This is a genomic window from Streptomyces sp. NPDC050264 (genome assembly GCF_040655895.1).
Lineage (GTDB): Bacteria > Actinomycetota > Actinomycetes > Streptomycetales > Streptomycetaceae > Streptomyces.
On the sequence record NZ_JBFAKV010000001.1, the window covers coordinates 384,600 to 408,250 of the forward strand.

At 72.3% G+C, this 23,651-nt stretch carries 16 protein-coding genes and 1 pseudogene; 10 read left to right on the plus strand and 7 right to left on the minus strand.

Annotated elements, in window-relative coordinates:
• Window positions 1–161 precede the first annotated feature (161 nt).
• The 4 genes from AB0J02_RS01785 to AB0J02_RS01800 all read left to right on the plus strand — a co-directional run bounded on the left by AB0J02_RS01785 (window position 162) and on the right by AB0J02_RS01800 (window position 5,818).
• Complete coding sequence (locus AB0J02_RS01785; protein WP_363191515.1) at window positions 162–473, plus strand: YtxH domain-containing protein; 312 nt, start codon at window positions 162–164, stop codon at window positions 471–473.
• 53 nt (window positions 474–526) lie between these two features.
• Window positions 527–1,957: an FGGY family carbohydrate kinase gene (locus AB0J02_RS01790; RefSeq protein WP_363191516.1), complete on the plus strand. Its 1,431-nt coding sequence runs from the start codon at window positions 527–529 to the stop codon at window positions 1,955–1,957.
• A 193-nt stretch (window positions 1,958–2,150) separates the two neighbouring features.
• The gene (locus AB0J02_RS01795) at window positions 2,151–3,890 is read left to right on the plus strand and encodes an ABC transporter ATP-binding protein (RefSeq protein WP_363191517.1); all 1,740 of its coding nucleotides are present in this window, start codon (window positions 2,151–2,153) and stop codon (window positions 3,888–3,890) included.
• The gene (locus AB0J02_RS01800) at window positions 3,890–5,818 is read left to right on the plus strand and encodes an ABC transporter ATP-binding protein (RefSeq protein WP_363191518.1); all 1,929 of its coding nucleotides are present in this window, start codon (window positions 3,890–3,892) and stop codon (window positions 5,816–5,818) included. The genes AB0J02_RS01795 and AB0J02_RS01800 overlap by 1 nt, the downstream gene beginning before the upstream one ends.
• 56 nt (window positions 5,819–5,874) lie before the next feature.
• Here the strand turns inward: AB0J02_RS01800 and AB0J02_RS01805 are convergent.
• The 5 genes and pseudogenes from AB0J02_RS01805 to AB0J02_RS01825 form a co-directional block, all read right to left on the minus strand.
• Window positions 5,875–7,150: pseudogene (locus AB0J02_RS01805) on the minus strand (RNA polymerase sigma factor).
• A 157-nt stretch (window positions 7,151–7,307) separates the two neighbouring features.
• Window positions 7,308–9,212, minus strand: a complete 1,905-nt coding sequence (dnaG, locus tag AB0J02_RS01810; RefSeq protein WP_363191519.1) for a DNA primase — start codon at window positions 9,210–9,212, stop codon at window positions 7,308–7,310.
• Between the two features lie 34 nt (window positions 9,213–9,246).
• Entirely contained in the window at window positions 9,247–10,521 is a 1,275-nt protein-coding gene (locus AB0J02_RS01815) for an FAD-dependent oxidoreductase (protein WP_363191520.1), read from the minus strand.
• A gap of 115 nt (window positions 10,522–10,636) precedes the next feature.
• Complete coding sequence (locus AB0J02_RS01820) at window positions 10,637–11,938, minus strand: deoxyguanosinetriphosphate triphosphohydrolase (RefSeq protein ID WP_363191521.1); 1,302 nt, start codon at window positions 11,936–11,938, stop codon at window positions 10,637–10,639.
• Between the two features lie 49 nt (window positions 11,939–11,987).
• Complete coding sequence (locus tag AB0J02_RS01825) at window positions 11,988–12,854, minus strand: sirohydrochlorin chelatase (RefSeq protein ID WP_363191522.1); 867 nt, start codon at window positions 12,852–12,854, stop codon at window positions 11,988–11,990.
• Between the two features lie 173 nt (window positions 12,855–13,027).
• On the opposite strand from AB0J02_RS01825, the gene AB0J02_RS01830 reads away from it, so the two are divergent.
• From AB0J02_RS01830 to AB0J02_RS01850, 5 genes are all read left to right on the plus strand, one after another.
• The gene (locus tag AB0J02_RS01830) at window positions 13,028–13,705 is read left to right on the plus strand and encodes an ElyC/SanA/YdcF family protein (protein WP_363191523.1); all 678 of its coding nucleotides are present in this window, start codon (window positions 13,028–13,030) and stop codon (window positions 13,703–13,705) included.
• Window positions 13,706–13,802: 97 nt separating this feature from the next.
• Window positions 13,803–15,899, plus strand: coding sequence for a molybdopterin oxidoreductase family protein (locus AB0J02_RS01835; RefSeq protein ID WP_363191524.1), 2,097 nt, complete (start codon window positions 13,803–13,805; stop codon window positions 15,897–15,899).
• 366 nt (window positions 15,900–16,265) lie between these two features.
• The gene (locus tag AB0J02_RS01840; RefSeq protein ID WP_363191525.1) at window positions 16,266–17,924 is read left to right on the plus strand and encodes a M4 family metallopeptidase; all 1,659 of its coding nucleotides are present in this window, start codon (window positions 16,266–16,268) and stop codon (window positions 17,922–17,924) included.
• Window positions 17,925–18,141: 217 nt separating this feature from the next.
• Entirely contained in the window at window positions 18,142–18,660 is a 519-nt protein-coding gene (locus AB0J02_RS01845; protein ID WP_363191526.1) for a hypothetical protein, read from the plus strand.
• Window positions 18,661–18,714: 54 nt separating this feature from the next.
• On the plus strand, window positions 18,715–19,341 hold the full coding sequence (locus tag AB0J02_RS01850; protein WP_363191527.1) for a class F sortase: 627 nt from the start codon (window positions 18,715–18,717) through the stop codon (window positions 19,339–19,341).
• 43 nt (window positions 19,342–19,384) lie between these two features.
• Here the strand turns inward: AB0J02_RS01850 and AB0J02_RS01855 are convergent, their stop codons facing one another.
• Window positions 19,385–20,170 carry a TSUP family transporter gene (locus AB0J02_RS01855; RefSeq protein ID WP_363191528.1) on the minus strand — a complete coding sequence of 262 codons (786 nt, stop codon included), beginning with the start codon at window positions 20,168–20,170 and terminating at the stop codon, window positions 19,385–19,387.
• Window positions 20,171–20,502: 332 nt separating this feature from the next.
• Window positions 20,503–21,948, minus strand: coding sequence for a ferric reductase-like transmembrane domain-containing protein (locus AB0J02_RS01860; protein ID WP_363191529.1), 1,446 nt, complete (start codon window positions 21,946–21,948; stop codon window positions 20,503–20,505).
• A 442-nt stretch (window positions 21,949–22,390) separates the two neighbouring features.
• Between AB0J02_RS01860 and AB0J02_RS01865 the strand changes: the two genes are divergently transcribed.
• Window positions 22,391–23,650 carry an FAD-dependent oxidoreductase gene (locus tag AB0J02_RS01865; RefSeq protein ID WP_363191761.1) on the plus strand — a complete coding sequence of 420 codons (1,260 nt, stop codon included), beginning with the start codon at window positions 22,391–22,393 and terminating at the stop codon, window positions 23,648–23,650.
• Window position 23,651: the final 1 nt, after the last annotated feature.

Below are 23,651 nucleotides of genomic sequence, written 5' to 3' on the forward strand. Positions count from 1 at the left end.
TTGAGCTACAGGGGAATGCTTCATTGCTTCGAACGCAGCTACCTGGGTACTTGCCAGGCGGCGCGCGCTCGCTGCGACACATACATTAGCGCAAGCAGGGGGGTGCTCCGCCAATCGGTATCCCCCCGGCGATCACGACTAGCTACGGAAGGGTGGCCCTCATGCGCTACCGGCTCACATTCATCGCCGGTCTGGCCCTCGGTTACGTGCTGGGGACACGCGCCGGGCGCGAACGGTACGAGAAGCTGAAGAAGAGCGCTCGCGAGATCGCTCAGAACCCCGCGGTGCGCAACACGGCGGAGTCCGCCGCGCAGCAGACGCGGACCTACGCGGGCAAGGCCTTCCACTCGGTGAGCGAGAAGGTCGAGGGCAGGGTGCCGGAGTCGGTGGCCGGCCGGGTGCGCTCACTGCGGGAGCGCGGTGGCACGGCCGGGACGGCCGGGAACGACGACTGGGGCACCAGCAACACATAGCGAAGCGGAAGCTGCGGTACGGGAGTGGCCGGCGGTGCGGCAGAATTTCTGTCATGGGGATAGTCGCCGGGCTGGACAGTTCGCCCGATTTCACGCGCATTGTGGTTTGTGACTCCGACACCGGGGCCGTGCTGCGGCAGGGGTACGCCCCGCACCCGCTGGACCCGGTGGAGGGTGGCGGGCGGCCCACGGACGTCGATCCCCAGGCCTGGCTGCTGTCACTGGGCGAGGCCGCGGGCGGCGGGCTGCTGGAAGGCGTACAGGCCATCGGCGTGTCCGCGCAGCAGAACGCGCTGGTGCCGCTGGACAACAAGGGCAACACGGTGCGCCCCGCGCTGGTCGGCGGCGACAAGCGGGCGCAGGCCGCCGCCGCGGACCTCATCGACCGGCTCGGCTCGCGCGAGGCGTGGGCCGGCGCCGTCGGATGCGTCCCCCAGGCGGCCCAGCCCGTGGCCAAGCTGCGGTGGCTGGCGCGGACCGAGCCGGAGAACGCGCAGCGGGTGGCGCTGCTCATGCAGGCGCACGACTGGCTGGTGTGGCAGCTCCTGGGCCGGCCCGCGCGGCGCACGACGGACCGCGGCGGTGCCTCGGGCACCGGGTACTGGTCCGCCGCCACCGGTTCCTGGCGGCCCGATCTCGTGGAGCTGGCCCTCGGGCAGCAGGCGATGCTGCCGGAGGTGCTCGGGCCGGGCGACGCGGCGGGGACGACCCCGGAGGGCCTGATCATCTCGGCCGGGACCGGCGAGACCATGGCCGCCGCCTTCGGGCTCGGGATGCGCGCCGGGGACGCCGTGGTGTCGCTCGGCGCCTCCGGTTCCGTGATGGCCGTGCACCACGAGGCGCTGGCCGATTCGAGCGGTGCCATCACCTCCCTCGCCGACGCGACGGGCCTGCACCTGCCCGTCGTGCATACGCTGAACGCCGTGCGAGCGCTGCGCGGAACCGCCGAGATGCTGGGGCTCGACGGTGGACTCGACGAGTTGTCCGAGCTCGCCCTGAAGTCGACGCCGGGCTCCCACGGACTCGTCCTCCTGCCGTACCTGGAGGGCGAGAAGACGCCGAATCTGCCGCACACCGCCGGGACGCTGAGCGGGCTCAGGCGAGAGTCCATGAAGCCCGAGCACCTCGCGCGGGCCGCCTTCGAGGGCATGCTGTGCGGCCTCGCGGACGCCATGGACGTGCTGCGCGGGCGCGGGGTGGAGATCCGGCGGGTGTTCCTGCTGGGCGCCGCCGCCGAGCTGCAGGCCGTGCAGGCCGCGGCGCCGATGCTGTTCGGCACGCAGGTCGTGGTGCCGCAGCCGGCCGACTACGCGGCGATCGGTGCGGCGCGGCAGGCCGCGTGGGCGCTGAGCGGGCAGTTGCCGCAGTGGCAGGGCGCGGCCGCGCAGGTCTTCGAGCCGGGTGAGGAGGCGGCCGTGGGGCAGGCGGTGCGCCAGCAGTACCGGTCCGTGCGGGAGCAGATCCACCCCGGCGCGTTCTCGTAGGCGCGCGCCGGGTCCTGACCCCGACCATGGCTGATCTTTGAGCGCTCTTGGGTAAATCGGTTGAGGTAACGCGGGTGGAGTGTTCGACGATAGGGATCCATGCGTCCACGTTCCGGCGCGGACGCACCGCTCCCCTGTCCTGCCCTCCCCGCCCCACCGCTCACACTCACCCGCCGACACCGAGAGACCGAGCGTGCTCATACGACTCCTGCGGACGTATCTGCGTCCGTACAAGAAACCCATCGGGCTGCTGGTGCTGCTGCAGTTCCTGCAGACCTGCGCCGCGCTGTACCTGCCCACCCTGAACGCGGACATCATCGACAACGGTGTCGTGAACGGCGACACCGGCTACATCCTCGAGTTCGGCGCCCTGATGCTGGGCGTCACGGTCGTCCAGGTCGTCTGCAACACCGGCGCCGTCTTCTTCGGCGCCCGGACCGCCGCCGCCCTCGGGCGCGATGTGCGCGGCGCCGTCTTCGACCGCGTGCAGTCCTTCTCCGCGCGTGAGCTCGGCCAGTTCGGGGCGCCGTCGCTGATCACCCGGACCACGAACGACGTGCAGCAGGTCCAGATGCTGGCGCTGCTCACCTTCACGCTGATGGTGTCGGCGCCGATCATGTGCGTCGGCGGTGTGGTGATGGCCCTCGGGCTCGACGTGCCGCTGTCGGGCGTGCTGCTGGCCGTGCTGCCCGTCATGGCCGTCGTGCTGTCGCTGATCATCCGCAAGCTGCGGCCGCTGTTCCGGTCCATGCAGGTCAAGCTGGACACCGTGAACCGGGTGCTGCGCGAGCAGATCACCGGCAACCGTGTCATCCGCGCCTTCGTGCGCGACGACTTCGAGAAGGGCCGGTTCGGTGAGGCGAACAACGATCTGACCGGGACGTCGCTCGCCACCGGCCGGATCATGGCACTGATGTTCCCGTTCGTCATGACGATCGTGAACGTCGCGTCGATCGCCGTCGTCTGGTTCGGCGCGCACCGCATCGACAGCGGCGCCATGCAGATCGGTGACCTCACCGCCTTCCTCGCGTACCTCATGCAGATCGTGATGAGCGTGATGATGGCCACCTTCATGTTCATGCAGGTGCCGCGCGCCGAGGTCTGTGCCGAGCGCATCGACGAGGTGCTCGCCACCGAGTCGAGCGTCGTGCCGCCGGCCCCGGAGACCTCCGTACGGGAGCTGCGGCGCCACGGGCACCTGGAGATCCGCGGCGCGGACTTCGGGTACCCGGGCGCCGAGGAGCCGGTGCTGCGCGGGGTCGACCTGGTCGCGAGACCCGGTGAGACCACCGCGATCATCGGCTCGACGGGCAGCGGCAAGTCGACGCTCCTCGGGCTCGTGCCGCGGCTGTACGACACCACCTCCGGCGTCGTGTACGTCGACGGGGAGGATGTCCGCGAGATCGATCCGGAACTCATGGCGAAGACCGTCGGGCTCGTGCCGCAGAAGCCGTATCTGTTCTCCGGGACCGTCGCGACGAATCTGCGCTACGGAAAGCCGGACGCCACCGACGAGGAGCTGTGGCACGCGCTCGAAGTGGCGCAGGCCAAGGACTTCGTCAGCAAGCTGGAGAACGGGCTCGACGCGCCCGTCACCCAGGGCGGGACGAACGTCTCCGGTGGTCAGCGCCAGCGCCTGGCCATCGCGCGCACGCTCGTACAGCGGCCGGAGATCTACCTCTTCGACGACTCGTTCTCCGCGCTCGACTACGCCACCGACGCCGCGCTGCGCCGGGCGCTGGGCGCCGAGACGGCCGAGGCGACCGTGGTGATCGTGGCCCAGCGGGTCGCGACGATCCGGGACGCCGACCGGATCGTCGTCCTCGACGAGGGCCGGGTCGTCGGCGAGGGCCGCCATCACGAACTGATGGCCGGCAACGAGACGTACCGGGAGATCGTCCTCTCCCAGCTGACGGAAGCGGAGGCAGCCTGATGGCGGGGCCGATGGCGGCGCGGATGGCGGCCGGTGCGCCCGGTTCGCGTTCGATGGATTTCAAGGGCTCCGGCAAGCGGCTGCTCAAACGGATGGCGGCGCACCGCTCGGCGGTCGCCGCGGTGCTGGTCGCCGTCGTGATCAGTGTCGGTCTCTCGGTGGTCGGGCCGAAGATCCTCGGCCATGCGACCGACCTGCTCTTCGGCGGGATCATCGGCGGGCAGACGCCGGCCGGGCAGACCAAGGAGCAGGTCATCGAGGGCCTGCGGGCCAAGGGCGAGAACGGCATGGCCGACATGCTCCGCGGGGTCGACTTCACCCCGGGCCAGGGTGTCGACTTCGACCGGATCGGCGCGGTGCTGCTGATCGGGCTCGCGGTGTTCGCGTGCGCGGGCCTCGCGATGATGGCGGGCACCCGGCTGGCCAACCGGGTCATCAACCTGGCGGTGGCCCAGCTGCGCAAGGAGATGCAGGCGAAGCTGGCACGGCTGCCCCTGTCGTACTACGACAAGCAGAAGCGCGGCGAGGTGCTGAGCCGGGCGACCAACGACATCGACAACATCGGGCAGACGCTGCAGCAGACGATGGGGCAGATGCTCAACTCGCTGCTGACCATCGTCGGCGTCCTCGTGATGATGTTCTGGATCTCCTGGCTGCTCGCGCTGGTCGCGCTCGTGACGGTGCCGCTGTCGGTGCTCGTCGCGGCGAAGGTCGGCAAGCGTTCGCAGCCGCAGTTCGTGCAGCAGTGGCGGACGACCGGCGTGCTGAACGCGCACATCGAGGAGATGTACACCGGCCACAACCTGGTGAAGGTGTTCGGGCGGCAGAAGGAGTCGGCGGAGCAGTTCGCCGAGCAGAACGACGCGCTGTACGAGGCGTCGTTCAAGGCGCAGTTCAACAGCGGCATCATGCAGCCGCTGATGTTCTTCATCTCGAACCTGAACTATGTGCTGGTGGCCGTCGTCGGCGGGCTGCGGGTGGCCTCCGGGACGCTGTCCATCGGTGACGTGCAGGCGTTCATCCAGTACTCGCGGCAGTTCTCGATGCCGCTGACGCAGGTCGCGTCGATGGCGAACCTCGTGCAGTCGGGTGTCGCCTCGGCCGAGCGGATCTTCGAACTGCTCGACGCGGAGGAGCAGTCGGCGGACCCCGTCCCCGGCGAGAAGCCCGCCGATCTGCGCGGGCACGTCGAGTTCGAGCACGTCGCCTTCCGCTACGAGAAGGACAAGCCGCTCATCGAGGACCTGTCGCTCACCGCGGAGCCGGGCCACACGGTCGCCATCGTCGGACCGACGGGCGCGGGCAAGACCACGCTCGTCAATCTGCTGCTGCGGTTCTACGACGTCACCGGCGGGCGGATCACGCTCGACGGGGTCGACATCGCGAAGATGGAGCGGGACGAGCTGCGGGCCGGCATCGGGATGGTGCTCCAGGACACGTGGCTGTTCGGCGGGTCCATCGCGGAGAACATCGCGTACGGCGCCGCGAAGGACGTGAACCGGGAGGAGGTCGAGGCCGCCGCGAAGGCCGCGCACGCGGACCGGTTCATCCGCACGCTGCCCGAGGGGTACGACACCGTCATCGACGACGAGGGGACGGGGGTCAGCGCCGGTGAGAAGCAGCTCATCACCATCGCGCGGGCGTTCCTGTCCGACCCGGTGATCCTGGTGCTCGACGAGGCGACCAGCTCCGTCGACACCCGCACCGAGGTGCTCATCCAGAAGGCGATGGCCCGGCTGGCCTCCGGCCGGACCTCCTTCGTGATCGCGCACCGTCTGTCGACGATCCGCGACGCGGACACGATTCTGGTCATGGAGAACGGGGCCATCGTGGAGCAGGGCTCGCACGATGACCTGGTCGCCGCCGGCGGGGCCTACCAGCGCCTGTACGAGGCGCAGTTCGCCCAGGCGGTGGCCGAGGTCGACTAGGCGCCGTGGGGGGTGCGGGGATCGCGTACGAACACCACCCCGCCCCCTCCGGGCGCTCAGTCCAGGTAACCACGCAACTGGTCGGCGAAGGCGTGGTCACGGAGCTTGTTGAGCGTCTTCGACTCGATCTGCCGGATGCGCTCGCGGGTGACGCCGAAGATGCGGCCGATCTCCTCCAGGGTGCGGGGGCGGCCGTCGGCGAGGCCGTAGCGGAGCTGCACCACCTTGCGTTCGCGCTCGCCCAGGGTGGAGAGCACGGCCTCCAGGTGTTCCCTGAGCAGGAGGAACGCCGCCGATTCGACGGGGCTCGCCGCGTCGCCGTCCTCGATGAGGTCGCCGAGCGCCACGTCGTCCTCCTCGCCGACGGGGGCGTGCAGCGAGACGGGCTCCTGGGCGAGCCTCAGGACCTCGCTGACCCGCTCGTGGGGCAGGTCCAGGTGGGCCGCCACCTCTTCCGGGGTCGGCTCGTAGCCGCGCTCCTGCAGCATCCGGCGCTGCACGCGGACGACCCGGTTGATCAGTTCGACCACATGGACCGGGACGCGGATCGTGCGGGCCTGGTCGGCGAGCGCGCGGCTCATGGCCTGACGGATCCACCAGGTCGCGTACGTCGAGAACTTGTAGCCGCGGGCGTAGTCGAACTTCTCGACCGCCCTGATCAGGCCCAGGTTTCCCTCCTGGACCAGGTCGAGCATGGTCAGGCCGCGGCCCACGTACCGCTTGGCCACGGACACCACCAGGCGCAGGTTCGCCTCGATCAGGCGGCGCTTGGCCATCCGGCCCATGACGACCAACTTGTCGAGGTCCAGGGCGAGTTCGGAGTCCAGGTCGGGGGCGTGGGTGAGCCGCTCCTCGGCGAACAGGCCGGCCTCGACGCGCCGTGCGAGTTCCACCTCCTCGGCGGCGGTGAGCAGCGAGATGCGGCCGATCTCGCGCAGGTACTGGCGGAACAGGTCGGAGGAGGGGCCGCCGGTGTCCGTGCGGGTGCCGCGCACCGGCTCTGGCGGCTCGACTGTCTCTGGTTCGTCCGGCTCGGGTGCGGCCGTGGCCGCCTCGGGACGGTGCGCCACGCGGCTCTGGGGCGGCACCGTGGTGAGGGCCTCGCCGTCGGTGGCACCTTCGGGATCGGCGAGGGCCTGCGCTGTGCTGTCACTCTGACTGAGGGTCTGGGTCTGCACGGGGGCGACCTCCAAGGTGATCGCTGCTGAGGCGTGCGGCTGGAGGACGGACAGTGGCGGCCGCGCCGCTGTCCGTCCCGAACGCGATAAGCGGAACCGCGGGGGTGTCGGACCCGGTGTCCGGGTTCCGGCCGCGCTCCGAGGACTCAGGCACCGCCACCCAGTGTGGAGTACGACACAGCGCCGCCACGAGGGGCGTGCGATGACTTTTTGAGTCCGGTGCGTGACCGCACGGTTACCCTGCTGCACGAGTGCCCGCTCTGCCCTGCCTCGAACAGCGCGAAACGGCGCACGAAAGCGCGGTCCGGTGTCTACAGGGCTTGCGCGCCCCGCTCGCGCAGCGCCTGGCCGTACTGCTGGAGCACCCACAACTCGTTCTGCACGACCGCCAGTTGGGCCGGGTCGCCGCCCGAGCCGAGGCGGGTGAAGGTGCCCTGGACGTCGCGGATGCGGCGCTCGACCGCCCGCCTGCGCACGGTGACGAGCTGCTCGCCCGCATACGCCTCGTCGACCGTTTTGCGGTGGATCGCCTCGACGGCCAGCTCGGTGACCATCGCCCGTACCGCGTCGTCCGGCGCCGCCTCGCGGACCCGGACCAGATACTCGTGCGGCTCGTGGACGCCCTGCTCGGCGCCGCCCGCCTCCAGGACGGCCTGGCGCACGGCGGCGTAGGGCGCGGCCGTGAACTCGTCGATCCCGTACGCGTCGAAGGCCGGGGAGACCAGCTGCGGGTACTGCAGGGCGAGCTTGAGCAGTTCGCGCTCGGTGGCGTACACCGGGTTGCGCAGGGTGAGCGCCGGGCCGCCGAACGCGCGGGCGGGCGCGGCCGCCTCGGGCTCCTGGCGGCCCCGGCCGGCGGTGGGGGCCGGGCCCTTGCCGCCGCGGTCCCTGGCCCACCGGGCCAGCTGCCCGACACGCTTGACCACGAACTGCGTGTCGAGGATGCCGAGCATGCCGGCGAGCTGGACGGCGACCTCGTGCTGGGAGGCGCTGTTCTTGATGCGGGCGACGACCGGCGCGGCCTCGTCGAGGGCGGCGGCGCGGCCCGCCGGGGTCTCCAGGTCGTAGCGCCCGACGATCTGGCGGAGCGCGAACTCGAAGAGGGGCGTGCGGGGTTCGACGAGGTCGGCGACCGCTTCGTCGCCCTTGGCCAGGCGCAGGTCGCACGGGTCCATGTTGTCCGGCGCGATCGCGATGTACGTCTCGGCGGCGAACTTCTGGTCGTCCTCGAAGGCGCGCAGGGCCGCCTTCTGCCCGGCCGCGTCACCGTCGAAGGTGAAGATGACCCGCGCCGACCCGTTGTCCATCAGGAGGCGGCGCAGGATCTTGATGTGGTCGCCGCCGAAGGCCGTGCCGCACGTCGCGATGGCGGTGGTGATCCCGGCCAGATGGCAGGCCATCACGTCCGTGTACCCCTCGACCACGACGGCGCGGCTGGCCTTCGCGATGTCCTTCTTCGCGAGGTCGATGCCGTACAGGACCTGCGACTTCTTGTAGATCGGGGTCTCGGGCGTGTTCAGGTACTTCGGCCCGTTGTCGTCCTCGCGCAGGCGGCGGGCGCCGAAGCCGACGACCTCGCCGCCGATGTCGCGGATCGGCCACATCAGGCGGCCGCGGAACCGGTCGATGGGCCCGCGGCGGCCCTCCTGGGAGAGCCCGGAGAGGGTCAGCTCCTTGTCGCTGAAGCCCTTGCCGCGCAGGTAGCGGGTCAGGTGGTCCCAGCCGGCCGGGCTGTAGCCGACGCCGAAGTGGGCGGCGGCGGCCTGGTCGAAGCCGCGCTCGGCGAGGAACTTGCGGCCGATCTCCGCTTCCGGGGACTCCAGCTGGTCGATGTAGTACTGCGCGGCGGCCTGGTGCGCCTCGACGAGGCGGATGCGCTCGCCGCGCTGGTGCGAGGGGTTGTACCCGCCCTCTTCGTAGCGCAGGGTGATGCCGGCCTGCGCGGCGAGGCGCTCCACCGCTTCGGAGAAGGTGAGGTGGTCGACCTTCATCACGAACGTGATGGTGTCGCCGCCTTCCTGGCAGCCGAAGCAGTGGAAGAACCCCTTGCTCGGGCTGACCTGGAAGGACGGGGACTTCTCGTCGTGGAACGGGCAGAGGCCCTTCAGGTTCCCGCCGCCCGCGTTGCGCAGTTGCAGGTACTCGGACACCACGGCGTCGATCGGGACCGCGTCCCGAACCGCCTTCACGTCCTCGTCATTGATCCTGCCTGCCACGCGTGAATCCTACGGCCCACCGCCGACACTCCCGTCACCCCTCCAGAAGATCACCGAGCGGAACCGTCGGGTCGGACAGCCGCTCCGTGCCGGGCCTGGCGCCCGAGCGGATCAGCTGCTGGATCTGCTCCGTGACGTCCCACACATTCACGTTCATCCCGGCGAGCACCTGGCCGTCCTTCAGCCAGAAGGCGATGAACTCGCGCTTGCCCGCGTTGCCACGGATCACCACCTGGTCGTAGCTGCCCGGGGGCGCCCAGCCCGAGTACTCCAGGCCCAGGTCGTACTGGTCGGAGAAGAAGTACGGCACCCGGTCGTACGGGACGTCCTTGCCGAGCATGGCGCGGGCCGCGGCCGGCCCGCCGTTCAGCGCGTTGGCCCAGTGCTCGACACGCAGGCTGCCGAGCGCCGGCGAGAACAGCGGGTGCTGGACGGCGGCGACGTCCCCGGCGGCGTGGATGTCGGGGTCGGAGGTCCTGAGCGAGGCGTCGACGGCGATGCCGCCGCCGTGCTCCCGGGCGGCCAGGGTCAGGCCCGCGGCCTCGGCGAGGCCGGTGCGCGGGGCGGCGCCGATCGCGGCGAGCACGTCGTGCGCCGGGTGCTCCTCGCCGTCGTCGGTGTGGGCGGCGAGGACCATGCCGTCCTGGCCTGAGATCTCGGTGAGCCGCGCGCCGAAGTGGAAGCGGACGCCGTGGTCGCTGTGCAGCTCGGTGAAGATCTGGCCGACCTCGGGGCCGAGCACGGCGTGCAGGGGTGTCGCCTCCGGCTCCACGACGGTGACCTCGGCGCCGTACTCGCGGGCCGCGGCGGCGACCTCCAGGCCGATCCAGCCCGCCCCGGCGATCACCAGGTGCCCGTTGTCCCGGCCGAGCGCGGCCAGCACGTTCTTCAGACGCTCGGCGTGGGCCAGGCGGCGCAGGTGGTGGACGCCGACGAGGTCGGTGCCGGGGATGTCGAGGCGGCGCGGTTCGGCGCCGGTGGCGAGCAGGAGCTTGTCGTAGCTGATGGTGGTGGAGTCGCCGAGCCGCACCGTCTTCGCGGCGCGGTCGATCGCGGTGACCGTCTGGCCCAGGTGCAGCTCGACGTCGTGGCTCGCGTACCAGGCCAATGCGTGGACGAAGGCCTTCTCCCGGTCCTCCTTGCCCTGGAGGAACCCCTTCGACAAGGGCGGGCGTTCGTACGGGTGGTCCCGTTCGTCGCCGATGAGGATCACCCGCCCGGTGAAACCCTCCTCGCGGAGCGTCTCGGCGGCCTTCGCCCCCGCGAGTCCTCCCCCGACGATGACGAACGTCTGGTCCGCGTCGACCACTTGATGCCTCCTCGTTGCGCTGCCGTCATATGCGAGCGTCCCGCACGCAGCGTGATGCGGGAAGGGGGCGTGGCCCGAACGGCGCACCTTTTCCCTGCGTTTCCCGAACTATCCGTCACACCGAGTGGTCGGCCGCGAGGCGTGCGTGCAGGGAGCGGGCCGAGGCGTCGGTCAGGGAGGCGATCTGGTCGACGATGACGCGCTTCTTCGTACGGTCGTCCGGCGCGTCGTCGAACAGGGCGCGGAACTGGGGGTCCAGGCCGTCCGGGGCGCGGGCCGTCAGCGCCACCGCCAGTTCGGCGACGACGATGCGCTGGTCGGCGCGGAGCCGCTCCTGCTGCGGGCGCTGCATCACATACCGGTCGGCGACCGCCTTGAGGACCGCGCATTCGTGGCGGGCGGCGCGCGGGACGACGAGCTCGGCCCCGTAGCGCGTCAGGCGGCCCGTGCCGTACCGCGCGCGGGTCGCGCTCTCCGCGGCCAGGCAGAAGCGGCCGATGAGCTGGCTGGTGGCGTCCTTGAGGCGGGCCTGGGCGACCGCCGTGCCGTCGTAGCCGTGCGGCCACCACTCCTGGGCGAGGAGGCGGTCGAGGGCGGCCGCGAGCTCGGCAGGATCGGTGTCCGCGGGCACGTACCGCCCGATGGCGACGGCGAAGACGTCGGCGCGCTCGGGCTCGGCGTGCAGCACGTTCGGGTCCAGGTGCCCGGCGTGCAGACCGTCCTCCAGGTCGTGCACGGAGTACGCGACGTCGTCCGCCCAGTCCATGACCTGTGCTTCGAAGCAGGTGCGGCGGCCCGGCGCCTCTTTCCTGACCCAGTCGAAGACGGGCCGGTCGTCCTCGTAGACACCGAACTTGGACGAGGCGGGATCGCTCGGGTGCTCGCCGCGCGGCCACGGGTACTTGGTGGCGGCGTCGAGGGCGGCGCGGGTCAGATTGAGTCCCACGCTCACCAGCTCGCCGCTCTCCGGCGACCGCACGAACCGCTTGGGTTCGATGCGGGTGAGGAGCCGCAACGACTGCGCGTTCCCCTCGAACCCGCCGCAGTCCTCCGCCACTTCGTTGAGCGCCTGCTCGCCGTTGTGCCCGAAGGGCGGGTGTCCCATGTCGTGCGAGAGGCAGGCCGTCTCGACGAGATCGGGGTCGCAGCCGAGGGCCGCGCCCAGCTCGCGCCCCACCTGGGCGCACTCCAGGGAGTGCGTGAGGCGGGTGCGGGGGCTGGCGTCCCAGTGCTTACTGCGCGTGCCCGGGGTGACGACCTGGGTCTTGCCGGCGAGCCTGCGCAGCGCCGAGGAGTGCAGGACACGGGCCCGGTCGCGCTGGAACGCGGTGCGGCCCGGGCGCTTGTCGGGCTCGGGGGCCCACCGCTCGACGTCCGCTTCGTCGTACGTACCGCAACCTTCGTCCGTCAGGGTCATGCACCGACACTAAAGGCAGGCACCGACAAAAGGGGCGGGCCGGGCGGGGTCAGGCGGAGGCCAGGTGCCGGGTGGCGCGGGTGCGGTCGAGCAGGGCGTCGTCGTAGCGGTGCAGGGCGAGGCGGGCGAGGTCCGGGTGGGCGCCGAGCGGGGCCGCGACGACGCCGGCACCCTGGCTGAACGCGGCCGCCGTCTCGGTCGCGAACCGGCCGGGCGCGGTGAAGTACGAGGCGAGCGCGAGCCGGTGGCGGCCCCGGGCGGCGAGGGTGCGGACCGCCGCGGCCACGTCGGGGGCGCCACCGGAGGCGTAGGCGGGGACGACGGGGACGCCGAGGCGCAGGGCGAGCAGGGCGGCGGTGCGGTGGGTGTCGACGGCGGCGTCCGGGTCGCGGGACCCGGAGGCGGCGAGCACGACCCCCGCGCGCCGGCGGCCGCGCTCGGTGAGCCGCCCGGGCCACCCCGCCTCCCGCAGCCGCGCGTGCAGGACGTCCACGAGCAGGGGGTGTGGGCCGAGCGGGCCGGCGACGCGGGTGAGCAGGTGCCCGGCGGCCTCGGCCGCGCGGGGCAGGTCACGTTTGACGTGGTACCCGCGGGACAGCAGCAGCGGCACGAGAACGGCCCGTCCGCCCGCGGGCAGCCCGGCCAGGACATCCGCCACCAGCGGCTCGTTCAGCTCGATGGAACCGAGGCGGACGGTCAGTCCCGGCCGCTGTTCCCGTATCCGCTCGGCGAGTTCGCGGGCGGTGGCGAGGGCGCGCGGGTCGCGGCTGCCGTGGGCCACGAGGACCAGGGCCGGGTCGGGGCGGTGGCGGCGCCGGGACACCTGGCCGAGCCGGCTGCCGAGCTGATCGCTGATCATGGTGAGGAGTCCCGCCGTGCTGGCCGTGGGGTCGAGGTGTGCGGACGTGTCCGTCATGGGGCGATCGTGCCGGGCGGGGGTTGCCGGTCTGTTGCGCGGGGGTGACGGGCCGTTGCGGGTTGTTCACGGCGAGCCCCGCGCGGGCGTGAGAGGTGAACCATCCGGCCGCGCGCGACGTCTCCTACCTCCGTAGGCCCACAAGCCCGTCATCCGCCGCCCCTGGAGTCTCCATGCGTCTGTCCCGTCCGTGTCTGCCCCGCACTCGCCGGGGTCAACGGCGCGCGCTGCAGATCCTGATGGCGGTCTGCGTGCTGGCGCTGCTCCCCGCGACGTGGCTGTTCACGTCGACCGGGGACCGGCTGCGCTCGACGGCCGACGTGCCGCGCACGGAGGTGGCGATGGTGTTCGGGGCGGGCCTGTGGCAGGGCGAGCCGTCGCCGTACCTGGCCCATCGTCTGGACGCGGCGGCCGAGTTGTACCGGCAGGGACGGGTCCGCGCGGTCCTCGTCACCGGCGACAACAGCCGTACCGACTACGACGAGCCGGACGCGATGCGGACGTATCTGACCCGGCACGGGGTGCCGGGCCGGGCGGTGGTGAGCGACTACGCGGGGTTCGACACCTGGGACTCGTGCGTACGCGCCAAGAAGGTCTTCGGGGTGGACCGGGCGGTGCTGCTCAGCCAGGGGTTCCACATCCGGCGGGCGGTGGCGCTGTGCGAGGCGGCGGGGGTGTCGTCGTACGGGGTCGGGGTGGACGAGCGGCACGACACGACCTGGTACGCGGGCGGCGCTCGGGAGGTGTTCGCGGCGGGCAAGGCGGCGCTCGACGTGCTGGTCCGCCCGGACCCGCATTTCCTGGGCGCGCGGGAGGACGGCATCCACCGGGCGCTGGCCGGGTCGCGCTGACCTCACACCCGTCCGCCGTCCACTGCGAGGTGGGCGTACCGCCCGCGTAACCACGCCTGCCCGCGCCGCGTAACAAGCACCCCGCAGGCTGGCGGCCATGCACACGCACACCAGGCCTCCGGCTGCCACGCCCACGCACTGCCCGTACTGCGCGCTGCAGTGCGGCATGACGCTGACGCCACACGCGTCGGGCGAGGGCGTGACGGTCACGGGCCGGGCGGACTTCCCGGTGAACCGGGGAGCGCTGTGCGGAAAGGGCCAGAGCGCGGCGGAGGTCCTCTCCGCCGGGGCCCGCCTGACCAACCCGCTGATCCGCTCGGCCGCCGGCCGCCTGGCACCCGCCACCTGGGACGAGGCGCTGGACGCGATCGCCGCCGGCCTGGCCCGCACGCGTACGGCACACGGCGCGGACGCGTGCGCGGTGTTCGGCGGTGGCGGCCTGACCAACGAAAAGGCGTACGCGCTGGGCAAGTTCGCGCGTACGGTCCTGGGCACCTCGCAGATCGACTACAACGGCCGCTTCTGCATGTCGTCGGCGGCGGCCGCGGGCCAACGGGCCTTCGGCCTGGACCGGGGGCTGCCCTTCCCTCTGGAGGACATCCCCCGCACAGGCTGCGTCATCCTGGTCGGCTCGAATCTGGCCGAGACGATGCCCCCGGCCCTGCGCTATCTGACGGAACTGAAAGCCAACGGCGGCAAGTTGATCGTCATCGACCCCCGCCGCACCCGCACGGCCGAACAGGCGGACCTGCACCTGGCACCGCGCCCCGGCACGGATCTGGCGCTGGCGCTCGGCATGCTGCATCTGGTGGTGGCCGAGGGCCGGGTCGACGAGGAGTACGTACAAGAGCGCACCCGGGGCTGGGAGGCCGCGCGGGCCGGAGCGATGGCGCACTGGCCGGAGTACGTGGAGCGGGTGACGGGTGTCCCCCTCCCCCAACTCCGCGAAGCCGTACGGCTGTTCACGACGCCCGATCACGCGATGGTGCTCACGGCACGCGGTCCGGAGCAGCAGTCCAAGGGCACGGACACGGTCGGTGCCTGGATCAACCTGGCCCTCGCCACCGGCCGCCCCGGCCGCCCGCTGTCCGGCTACGGCTGCCTGACCGGCCAGGGCAACGGACAGGGTGGCCGCGAACACGGCCAGAAGGCCGACCAGTTGCCGGGTTACCGCAAGCTGACGGACCCGGCGGCCCGCGCCCACGTGGCGGAGATCTGGGGCGTCCACCCCGACTCCCTCCCCGGCCCCGGCCGCTCGGCCTACGAACTCCTGGACGCGCTCGGCAAGGACATCCACTCCCTGCTCCTCATGGGTTCGAACCCGGTGGTGTCGGCGCCCCGGGCCGCGCACGTGGAGGAACGCCTGCGCTCCCTCGACTTCCTCGCGGTGGCGGACGTGGTCCTGTCCGAAACGGCCGAACTGGCCGACGTGGTACTGCCGGTGACGCAGTGGGCGGAGGAGACAGGGACGACCACCAACCTCGAAGGCCGCGTCCTGCTGCGCCGACGAGCACTCTCCGCACCCCCCGGGGTCCACTCCGACCTCGACGTACTGCACGGCCTGGCAGCCCGCCTGGCACCCCACCTGGAGAAGAACTTCCCGACATCCCCGGAGGAGGTCTTCGACGAACTCCGCCGCGCATCGGCCGGCGGCCCGGCCGACTACGCGGGCATCTCCTACGCCCGTCTCGCCGAGGGCGAGGCCCTGCACTGGCCGTGCCCCGACACCGGACACCCCGGCACGCCCCGCCTCTTCCTCGACCGTTTCGACACGGAGGACGGCCGGGCCCGCTTCGTCCCCGTGGCGCACCGCCCGGCGGCCGAGGAGCCCGACGCGGAATACCCGCTCCACCTGACGACGGGCCGGGTCGTGGCGCAGTACCAGTCGGGGGCGCAGACCCGCCGCGTGGCCGAGCTGAACAAGGCGGCCCCGGGCCCGTTCGTGGAGCTCCACCCGCGCCTGGCCGCGCGTCTCGGCATCGCGGACGGCGACCCCGTGACGGTCACCTCCCGCCGCGGCGAGGCCCTGGCCCCGGCCCGCCTCACCCCCACGATCCGCCCGGACACGCTGTTCATGCCCTTCCACTGGCCCGGCCCCGGCCGCGCCAACACGCTGACCAACCCGGCGCTCGACCCGGTTTCAGGCATGCCGGAGTTCAAGGTGTGTGCGGTTCGGGTGGCCCGGGCGGAGTGAGCGGCGCGCGGCATACGGGCCGGCCCGGGTGACAGCTCGTCCGGCGATCAGACGCGTACGAGAGGGGAGGGGCCCGTCGGGGCATGTGCGCGCGCAGCACAGCGGCACGCGGTAGCGGCATCCGACGCAACCGGCGAGGCCATAAAGATGGCCGAGCACGGACATGCCCCGGGCGGCACCGGCCCCACCCACACACCTGTCGGAACGAACGAGACAGCCGCCGACGCACCCCAGACGGCCACCCTCCCTTCCGGCGCAACCGCGGACCTTCACAGCCCCGGCACGGCCACACCCTGGACGCACCTTGTCATGACCCCCTAAAACTGAGGCGACATCAGGATCAGGAAACCCCCACGTAGGAGCCCGATGAGACCCTCCAGGACCACATCGCGCCTCACCACCCCCGGCATAGCCGCGGCCGCGGCCACCCTCCTGGCCGCGGCCCTCGCCCCCTCAGCAACCGCCTCCCCCACCCCCACACCCACCCGCGCCGGAGCGATAGCCGCCGCGGCCACCGCACTCACCACCCACGCCTCCGCCCTGAACCTGACCCCCGCCCAGAAGACCTCCGTCCGCGACGTGATCCTCGACAAGGACGGCACCCAGCACGTCCGCTACGACCGGACGTTCCGCCAACTCCCGGTCCTGGGCGGCGACTTCGTCGTCCACCTCGCCGACTCCGGTACGTACAAGAGCGCGGACAGGGCCGTCGAGGGCGACCTCTCGGTTCCCACGACCACCCCCGAGGTCACCGCCCCGAAGGCCGCCGGCCTGGCCGCCAAGGCGCTGCGCACCGCGAACGCCGGTGAGACGCTGCGCAAGCTGATCTCCAAGCCGCTGCTGGTCGTCGACGCCCTGCACGGCAAGCCCACACTCGCCTGGCGCACGGACACCACGGCGGAGGACTCGCTCGGCAACCCGGTCGCCCGGGTCGTCCTCACCGACGCGCTCACCGGCCGCCGGATCGACGCGTGGGACGGCATCGAGACGGCGGAGGCGGCGGAGGCCACCGGGGACGGCAAGTCGCTCTACTCCGGCACGGTCCCCCTGCAGACGACGCAGTCGGGTTCGGCGTACCAGCTGAAGGACGCGACGCGCGGCGGCACGTACACCGGAGACGCGCAGAACAAGACCGACCTCTGCATCCTCGGCATCTGCCTGAGCCGCGCCCCGGCGACCCTCTTCACGGACACCGACAACCACTGGGGTTCGGGCGCGAACGCCGACCGGGCGAGCGCCGCCGTCGACGCGCAGTACGGCACGGACCAGACGTGGGACTACTACAAGCAGGTCCACCACCGGGACGGCATCGCGGGTGACGGCAAGGGCTCGTACAACCGGGTCCACTACGGAAACGGCTACAACAACGCGTTCTGGGACGACGACTGCTTCTGCATGACGTACGGGGACGGCGACGGAACCACGTTCGGCCCCCTGGTCGCGCTCGACGTGGCGGGTCACGAGATGTCCCACGGCGTGACGTCCAAGACGGCGGCCCTGGCGTACTCGGGCGAGTCGGGCGGCCTCAATGAAGCGACGTCGGACATCTTCGGCACGCTCGTGGAGTTCCACGCGGACAACGCGACGGACCCGGGCGACTGGCTCATCGGCGAGAAGATCGTCAAGCCCGGCTCCGGGCAGGCGGCGCTGCGCTTCATGGACCAGCCGAGCAAGGACGGACTCTCGGCCGACTGCTGGAGTCCGAGCGCCGGCAACCTGGACGTCCACTACTCCTCCGGGATCGCCAACCACTTCGCGTATCTGCTGGCGGAGGGCAGCGGCCCCAAGGTGATCGGCGGCGTCCGGCACAACGGCACGACATGCGACGGCGCGACCCTGCCCGGCATCGGCAAGGACAAGCTGGGCGCGATCTGGTACCGGGCGCTGACGGTCTATATGACGTCGTCGACGAAGTACGCGGGCGCGCGCACGGCGACGCTCAGCGCGGCCGGGGACCTGTACGGGACGGGCAGCGCGGAGTACGCGGCGGTGGCGGCGACATGGTCGGCGGTGTCCGTGAACTAGGACGGGCCCCGGAGGGCATTCACCCGGTCGCACGGTCGGCGGTGTCCTTCGGGTACTTTCTCGCGACACACCGGTGACCTGCTGGAATGTTGCCTTCGAGGCGTCAGGGAAGCGCCGTGACCAACTTTCTGACGCGGCATCAGCAGGCAGGCCGGGCCGAGGGGGACTTACCTCGTGCTTGCAGGGCGCGACCGCCGTCCGCGAAGGAGCAAGCACGATGCGCACAGGCCGATCCCTGACCGCCGCCGCGTTCGCCGCGGCCATCGCCGGATTCGGGGCCGCGCCCGCCGTCGCGGCGCAGGGCGGCCTCGAGGTGTACCCCGCGACGGCGGTCCCCGGCAGCACGGTCACCGTGAGCACGACGGCCTGCGGCGCGCAGGGCACGGCGGCCGGCGACGCCGGGGCGGTCGGCTCCGGGGCCTTCACCCTGGCCCCCGAGCCGGACTCCGCGCAGGCCGTCGCACGGTTCGCGGTACCGGCGTCGGCACAGCCGGGAACGTACGAGATCGTCGCCCGCTGCTCCGGCGGCACCGAGGTGACGGGCGATCTGATCGTGTCGCTCGCGCAGGCCGGGGCGCCCGGCGCGCAGATGCCCCGGGGACATGTGAAGACGGGGGTCGGCGGCACGCTCGGGCCCGACCCCGTACAGACGGCGGCGGGAGTGGCGGCGCTGGCGGTCGCCGCCGCGGGCGGTACCTGGCTGCTGCACCGCCGGGCGAGAGGCGACGGGCTCTGAGGCTCCGCGCGAGGGCCCGAGGCTGCACAGACCAAAGGGAACCGAAGGGCCGTCATGCGTGTCGCGAACCCCCTCAACGCCGTCATGGGCGCCGTCACGGTGCTGGCCCTGAGCGTGGGCGCCTGGCTGCTGGTCGGCGGCGCCGAGGGGCACCCGCCGCCGCAGCCGTCCGCCGCGCAGGCCCACCCCGGCACGGACCGCGGCGCCCCGGCGGCCGCGCCGATGTCCCCTTCGCCCCCGGACCGGATCCGCATCCCGTCCCTGCGCGTGGACGCGCCGCTGATGGGGCTCGGCCTGAACCCGAGCGGCAGCCTGGACGTGCCGCCGCCGCGGAGGAAGAACCTGGCCGGCTGGTACGAGGACGGGACCCGGCCCGGCGAACGGGGCACGGCGGTGGTGGCGGGCCACGTCGACAACGCGGTGGGCCCCGCGGTCTTCTACGGCCTGGGTGCCCTGACGCGCGGCCGCACCATCGAGATCGACCGGCGGGACGGTTCGGTGGCGGTGTTCACGGTCGACGCCGTCGAGGTGTACGCGGCGAAGGACTTCCCGGACGAGAAGGTGTACGGGGCCGCGCCGCGGCCGGAGTTGCGGGTGATCACGTGCGGGGGGGCGTACTCACGGCGGACCGGCTACCAGGGGAACGTGGTGGTGTTCGCGCATCTGACGGGGAGCCGATAGACGTGGAATGACGCCTCGCCCATCCCGCGCCACTCAGGGCCAATCACGCAACCCACTGCTCGTAGGCCATCTTCACCACCAGCGCGCACACCACCGTGAGCAGGACGACGCGGACGAACCCGGCCCCCCGCTTGAGCGCCGAGCGGGCGCCCACCATCCCGCCCGCCAGGTTGAAGACGGCCATGAGGGCGGCGAGCTGCCAGTAGACCGTGCCCTTGACCGCGAACATGGCCAGGGCGCCCGCGTTCGTGCAGCAGTTGACGATCTTGGCGGTGGCGGAGGCCGTGACCAGGTCGAGGTGGAGCAGCGCGGTCAGCGCGAGGACCAGGAAGGTGCCCGTGCCGGGCCCGATCAGGCCGTCGTAGAAGCCGATGCCGAGACCCGCGAACCCGATCGCGGCGAGGATCCGGCGCGGCGGGAGCGGCTCCGTCGTCGGGGCGGTGCCGAAGGACGGGCGGAAGATCACGAAGGCGCCGACGGCGACCAGGACCACCATCACGATCGGCTTGAGGACATCGGTGCTCATGCCCGCCGCGAGCAGCGCGCCGCCCGTCGAGCCGATCAGGGCCGCCACGCCGATGCGGACGGCCAGGCGTACGTCCACGGTGGCCTTGCGGGCGTAGGTGACGGCGGCGCCGGTGGTGCCGACGATGGCGACTGCCTTGTTGGTGCCGAGCGCGTACGGTCCCGCCCCCGCGGTGTTCGGCAGGCCGAGCAGCAGCGCGGGGAGCAGGAGCAGGCCGCCGCCGCCCACCACCGCGTCGACCCAGCCGGCCGCGAGCGCGGCGAGGCACAGCACGACGACGGTGGTCAGGGATATGTCAGGCATGGTCACGACCCTATGGACGGGGTACGTGTGCCGTCCACGAATATAGGGAGAGTTGAGGATCGTCTGAGCTTGCCGTCCCGGACCGGGGGGCGGCCCGGTCGGGAGCGGGCGGCGCGGCCGGGTCCACGGTGAGGGCGAGGCATGCGGCGACCAGGGCACTGGCCGAGGCGAGACCGGCGGCGAGCTTTCGGCGGGCCTGGACCGTAGGGGCGTGGGCGGGGCGGGCGGGTCTGCTGTGGCGGCCCATGGGGGTGTTCTCCGTGGTCTGGTGCGCGAATCGAGAAGCAAACTGAGAACCAGATCGGTGATCGGATCGGGGACCAGGTCGAGGATCAATACGTGAAGGACTCGGCGTGGATGCGTTCCTCGGGGATGCCCGCGCGGGCCAGGGCCGTTGTCGCGGCGGACGTCATGCCGGGCGGACCGCAGACGTAGACGTCGTGGTCGGCGAGGCCGGGCACGAGGTTGCGCAGTGCCTGCGGGGCGAGCGGGTCGAAGGCCGCGTCGGAGGGGCCGAGGAGGTAGTGCAGGGCGGCCTGCCGGGTGCGGGCGATGGCCTCCAGTTCCTCGCGCAGGACGAGCTGTCCGGCGTTGTTCGCGCGGTAGAGGAGCGTGATGTCGCCCGGCCCGCCGGGCAGCGTCTCGAACAGGGCGCGCAGCGGCGTGATGCCCACGCCGCCCGCGAGCAGCAGCACCTTGCGGCGGGTACGCCGATGGGCGGTGAGCGCGCCGAACGGGCCGGTGGCGACGACGCGTACGCCGCGGCGCAGCCGGCGGACCCGGCGCGTGTGGTCGCCGACGGCCTTCACCGTGATGCGGACGTGGTCGCCGTCGACCGGCGCGGACAGGGAGAACGGGAGCGCCGTGTGCCACAGCCTGCGCGTCAGGAACCGCCAGCGGAAGAACTGGCCGGGTTCGGCGTGCAGTTGGGCGAGGCCGCGGCCGCGCATCAGGACGGACACCACGCCCGGTCCCTCGACGCGTACCTCGACGACCCGCAGGCCGTGCCGGCGCGCCTGGCGCAGGGGCACGACGAGCCGGTACCAGACGAGGAGCACGGCGACGGTGGCGTGCAGCAGGGACCACAGGCCGAGGCTGAGGGGGCTGTACGCGATGTCGGGTCCGGCCAGCTGGTGCGCGAAGGCGAGGGCCGCGGCGAGGTAGGTGAGCAGGTGCAGGCCGCGCCAGGGGCCGTGGCCGACGCGGCGGCGGACGGCGCGGGCGCTGCTCACGCCGACCGTGACGAACAGCAGGGTTCCGGCGGTCGCGCAGGCCAGTCCCGGGTAGCCGAGCAGGTCGGTGACGGTCGTGAGGAGGTCGGCGCCGGTGTGGGCGGCGTACCCGCACAGGGCGAGGACGACGTGGACGGCGCAGAGCGTGAGGACGTGCCGGCCGCCGCGGGCGTGGTGGCGGGCGAGCCGGTCGGCGCCGACGCCGTGCTCGACCGCGGGCACCCGGGCCATCAGGAAGAGCATGACGAGGATTCCGTACCCGGCGAGCAGCCCCGACAGGTGGGCGCCGGACGCGAACAGGATGTCGAGCCGCGCCGACGGGCGGGCCTGTGCCGCCCACAGGAGGGTCACGGCGACTCCGCCGGTACCGATCCCGGCCCGTAGCGTGCGCGGGGTGACCCGGACCGGGGCGGCGGGCCGGATCCGCGGGGCCCTGCGGGGGCGTGGCGGTATCTGTGGGGTCCGCGCCGGTTCCTCGGTCTGGCTGCGGTATGCCGACAGGGCGGGGTATCGGGCGAGTTCGGGTTCGACGGCCTCGGTGCTCACTCCGGCACACTAGGCTCCGCCGAGCCGTTGAATCGGCTGGTCAGGGCCGCCCTGGTGTTCCTTAAGCCGCCCTTGAGGTGAGCCTGAACACGGGTTAAGCCGCCAGGTATTTCGGCTGCGGCCCGGTGGGGGGCCGGTCGCGCAGTTCCCCGCGCCCCTGGAGCATGCGGCTTCACGCGCGCATGACGAGGCGCACGCGCGCGCCTCCTGAAATGGCGCACGAAGTGCGCATTTCAGGGGCGCGGGGAACTGCGCGACCGGCCACGACGAAAGCCGCACCCGCGAACAACGCCAACCCCCGCGGCGCGAACGCGCACCCGCAGGCCCCCCGACCCCGCGGACGGGAAGCAATCACCCTCACACCCCCCGGAGGGCCCCGCTGAGCCCACCGTTCCTCCAGGGAAACCGACGGGACGCCCCCGAGAAACACCCACCCCGCACGCTGCAGAGCATGAATCGCGTCGTCGTCATCGGCACCGGCCTGGCCGGCACCCGCCTCGCCCGTCGTCTGGGTGAGCGTGCGGTGCTGATCGGGGAGGAGCCGCATGCCCCGTACAACCGGGTGCTGCTCGCCGAGGTGCTGGCGGGCAGTTACGGCCCCGACGTCATCGAGCTGCCCGGCGTCCCGGGGCCCCGGCTCCACACCCGGGCCGTCCGCATCGACCGCGCCCGGCGCCTGGTGCAGTGCGAGAGCGGCGCCGATGTCGCGTACGACACGCTTGTCCTGGCCACCGGTTCGAACCCCGTACTGCCGCCGCTGCGCGGCCTGTTCGAGCCCGGGGCGACCGAACTGCCGGGCGGGGTGCACGCGTTCCGCACGATGGACGACTGCCTGGCGCTGTCGGAGGCGGTGACGGAGGGCAGCCGCGCCGTTGTCATCGGCGGCGGTCTGCTCGGCGTCTCGGCGGCCCGCGCGCTGGCCCGGCGCGGCGCCCAGGTGGTGCTCGTCCAGCAGTCCGAGCGGCTCATGGAGCGCCAACTCGACCCTGCTTCATCGGAGTTGGTGCACCGGCATCTGACATCGCTCGGCGTCGAGATCCACACCGAGTGCCGGGTGCGGGCCGTCGGCGTCACCGACGGACACGTCCGCCGCGTGGAACTCCACGACGGCTATGTGCTCGGCACCGACGTCACCGTCCTCGCCTGCGGCGCCCGTCCCCGGACCGGGCTCGCGAGCGCGGCCGGTCTCGACGTGCGCCAGGGCATCGTCGTCGACGACGAGTTGCGCACCAGCGACCCGCGCATCCACGCCGTGGGCGACTGCGTCCAGCACGCCGGCACGGTATACGGGCTCGCGGCCCCGGCCATGGAACAGGCCGACGCCCTCGCCGACCTGCTCACCGGAACCACGGACGCACCAAGGACTTCGGGAACTTCAGGCACCACGGAATCCGCGAAGAAGTACACCGGCACCCGCGCCCTGACCCGGCTCACGCTGCCGCACGAGGCGGACCCGCTGGACCTCGCCGTGTTCGGCGAGACCGAGCCGCTGCCCGGCGACGACGTCGTGCAGCTCGCGGACGCGACGCGCGGCACGTACCGCAGGGTCGTCGTGCGCGGCGACCGGCTGGTCGGCGGGGTCCTGGTCGGCGCGCTCGGCGGCGTCGGCGCGCTCGCGCACGCCTGGGAATCGAACGAATCGCTGCCCGCCGACGACGGCGCGCCGCTGCTGCACCTGCTCACCAACGACGGAGGCCTCTGAC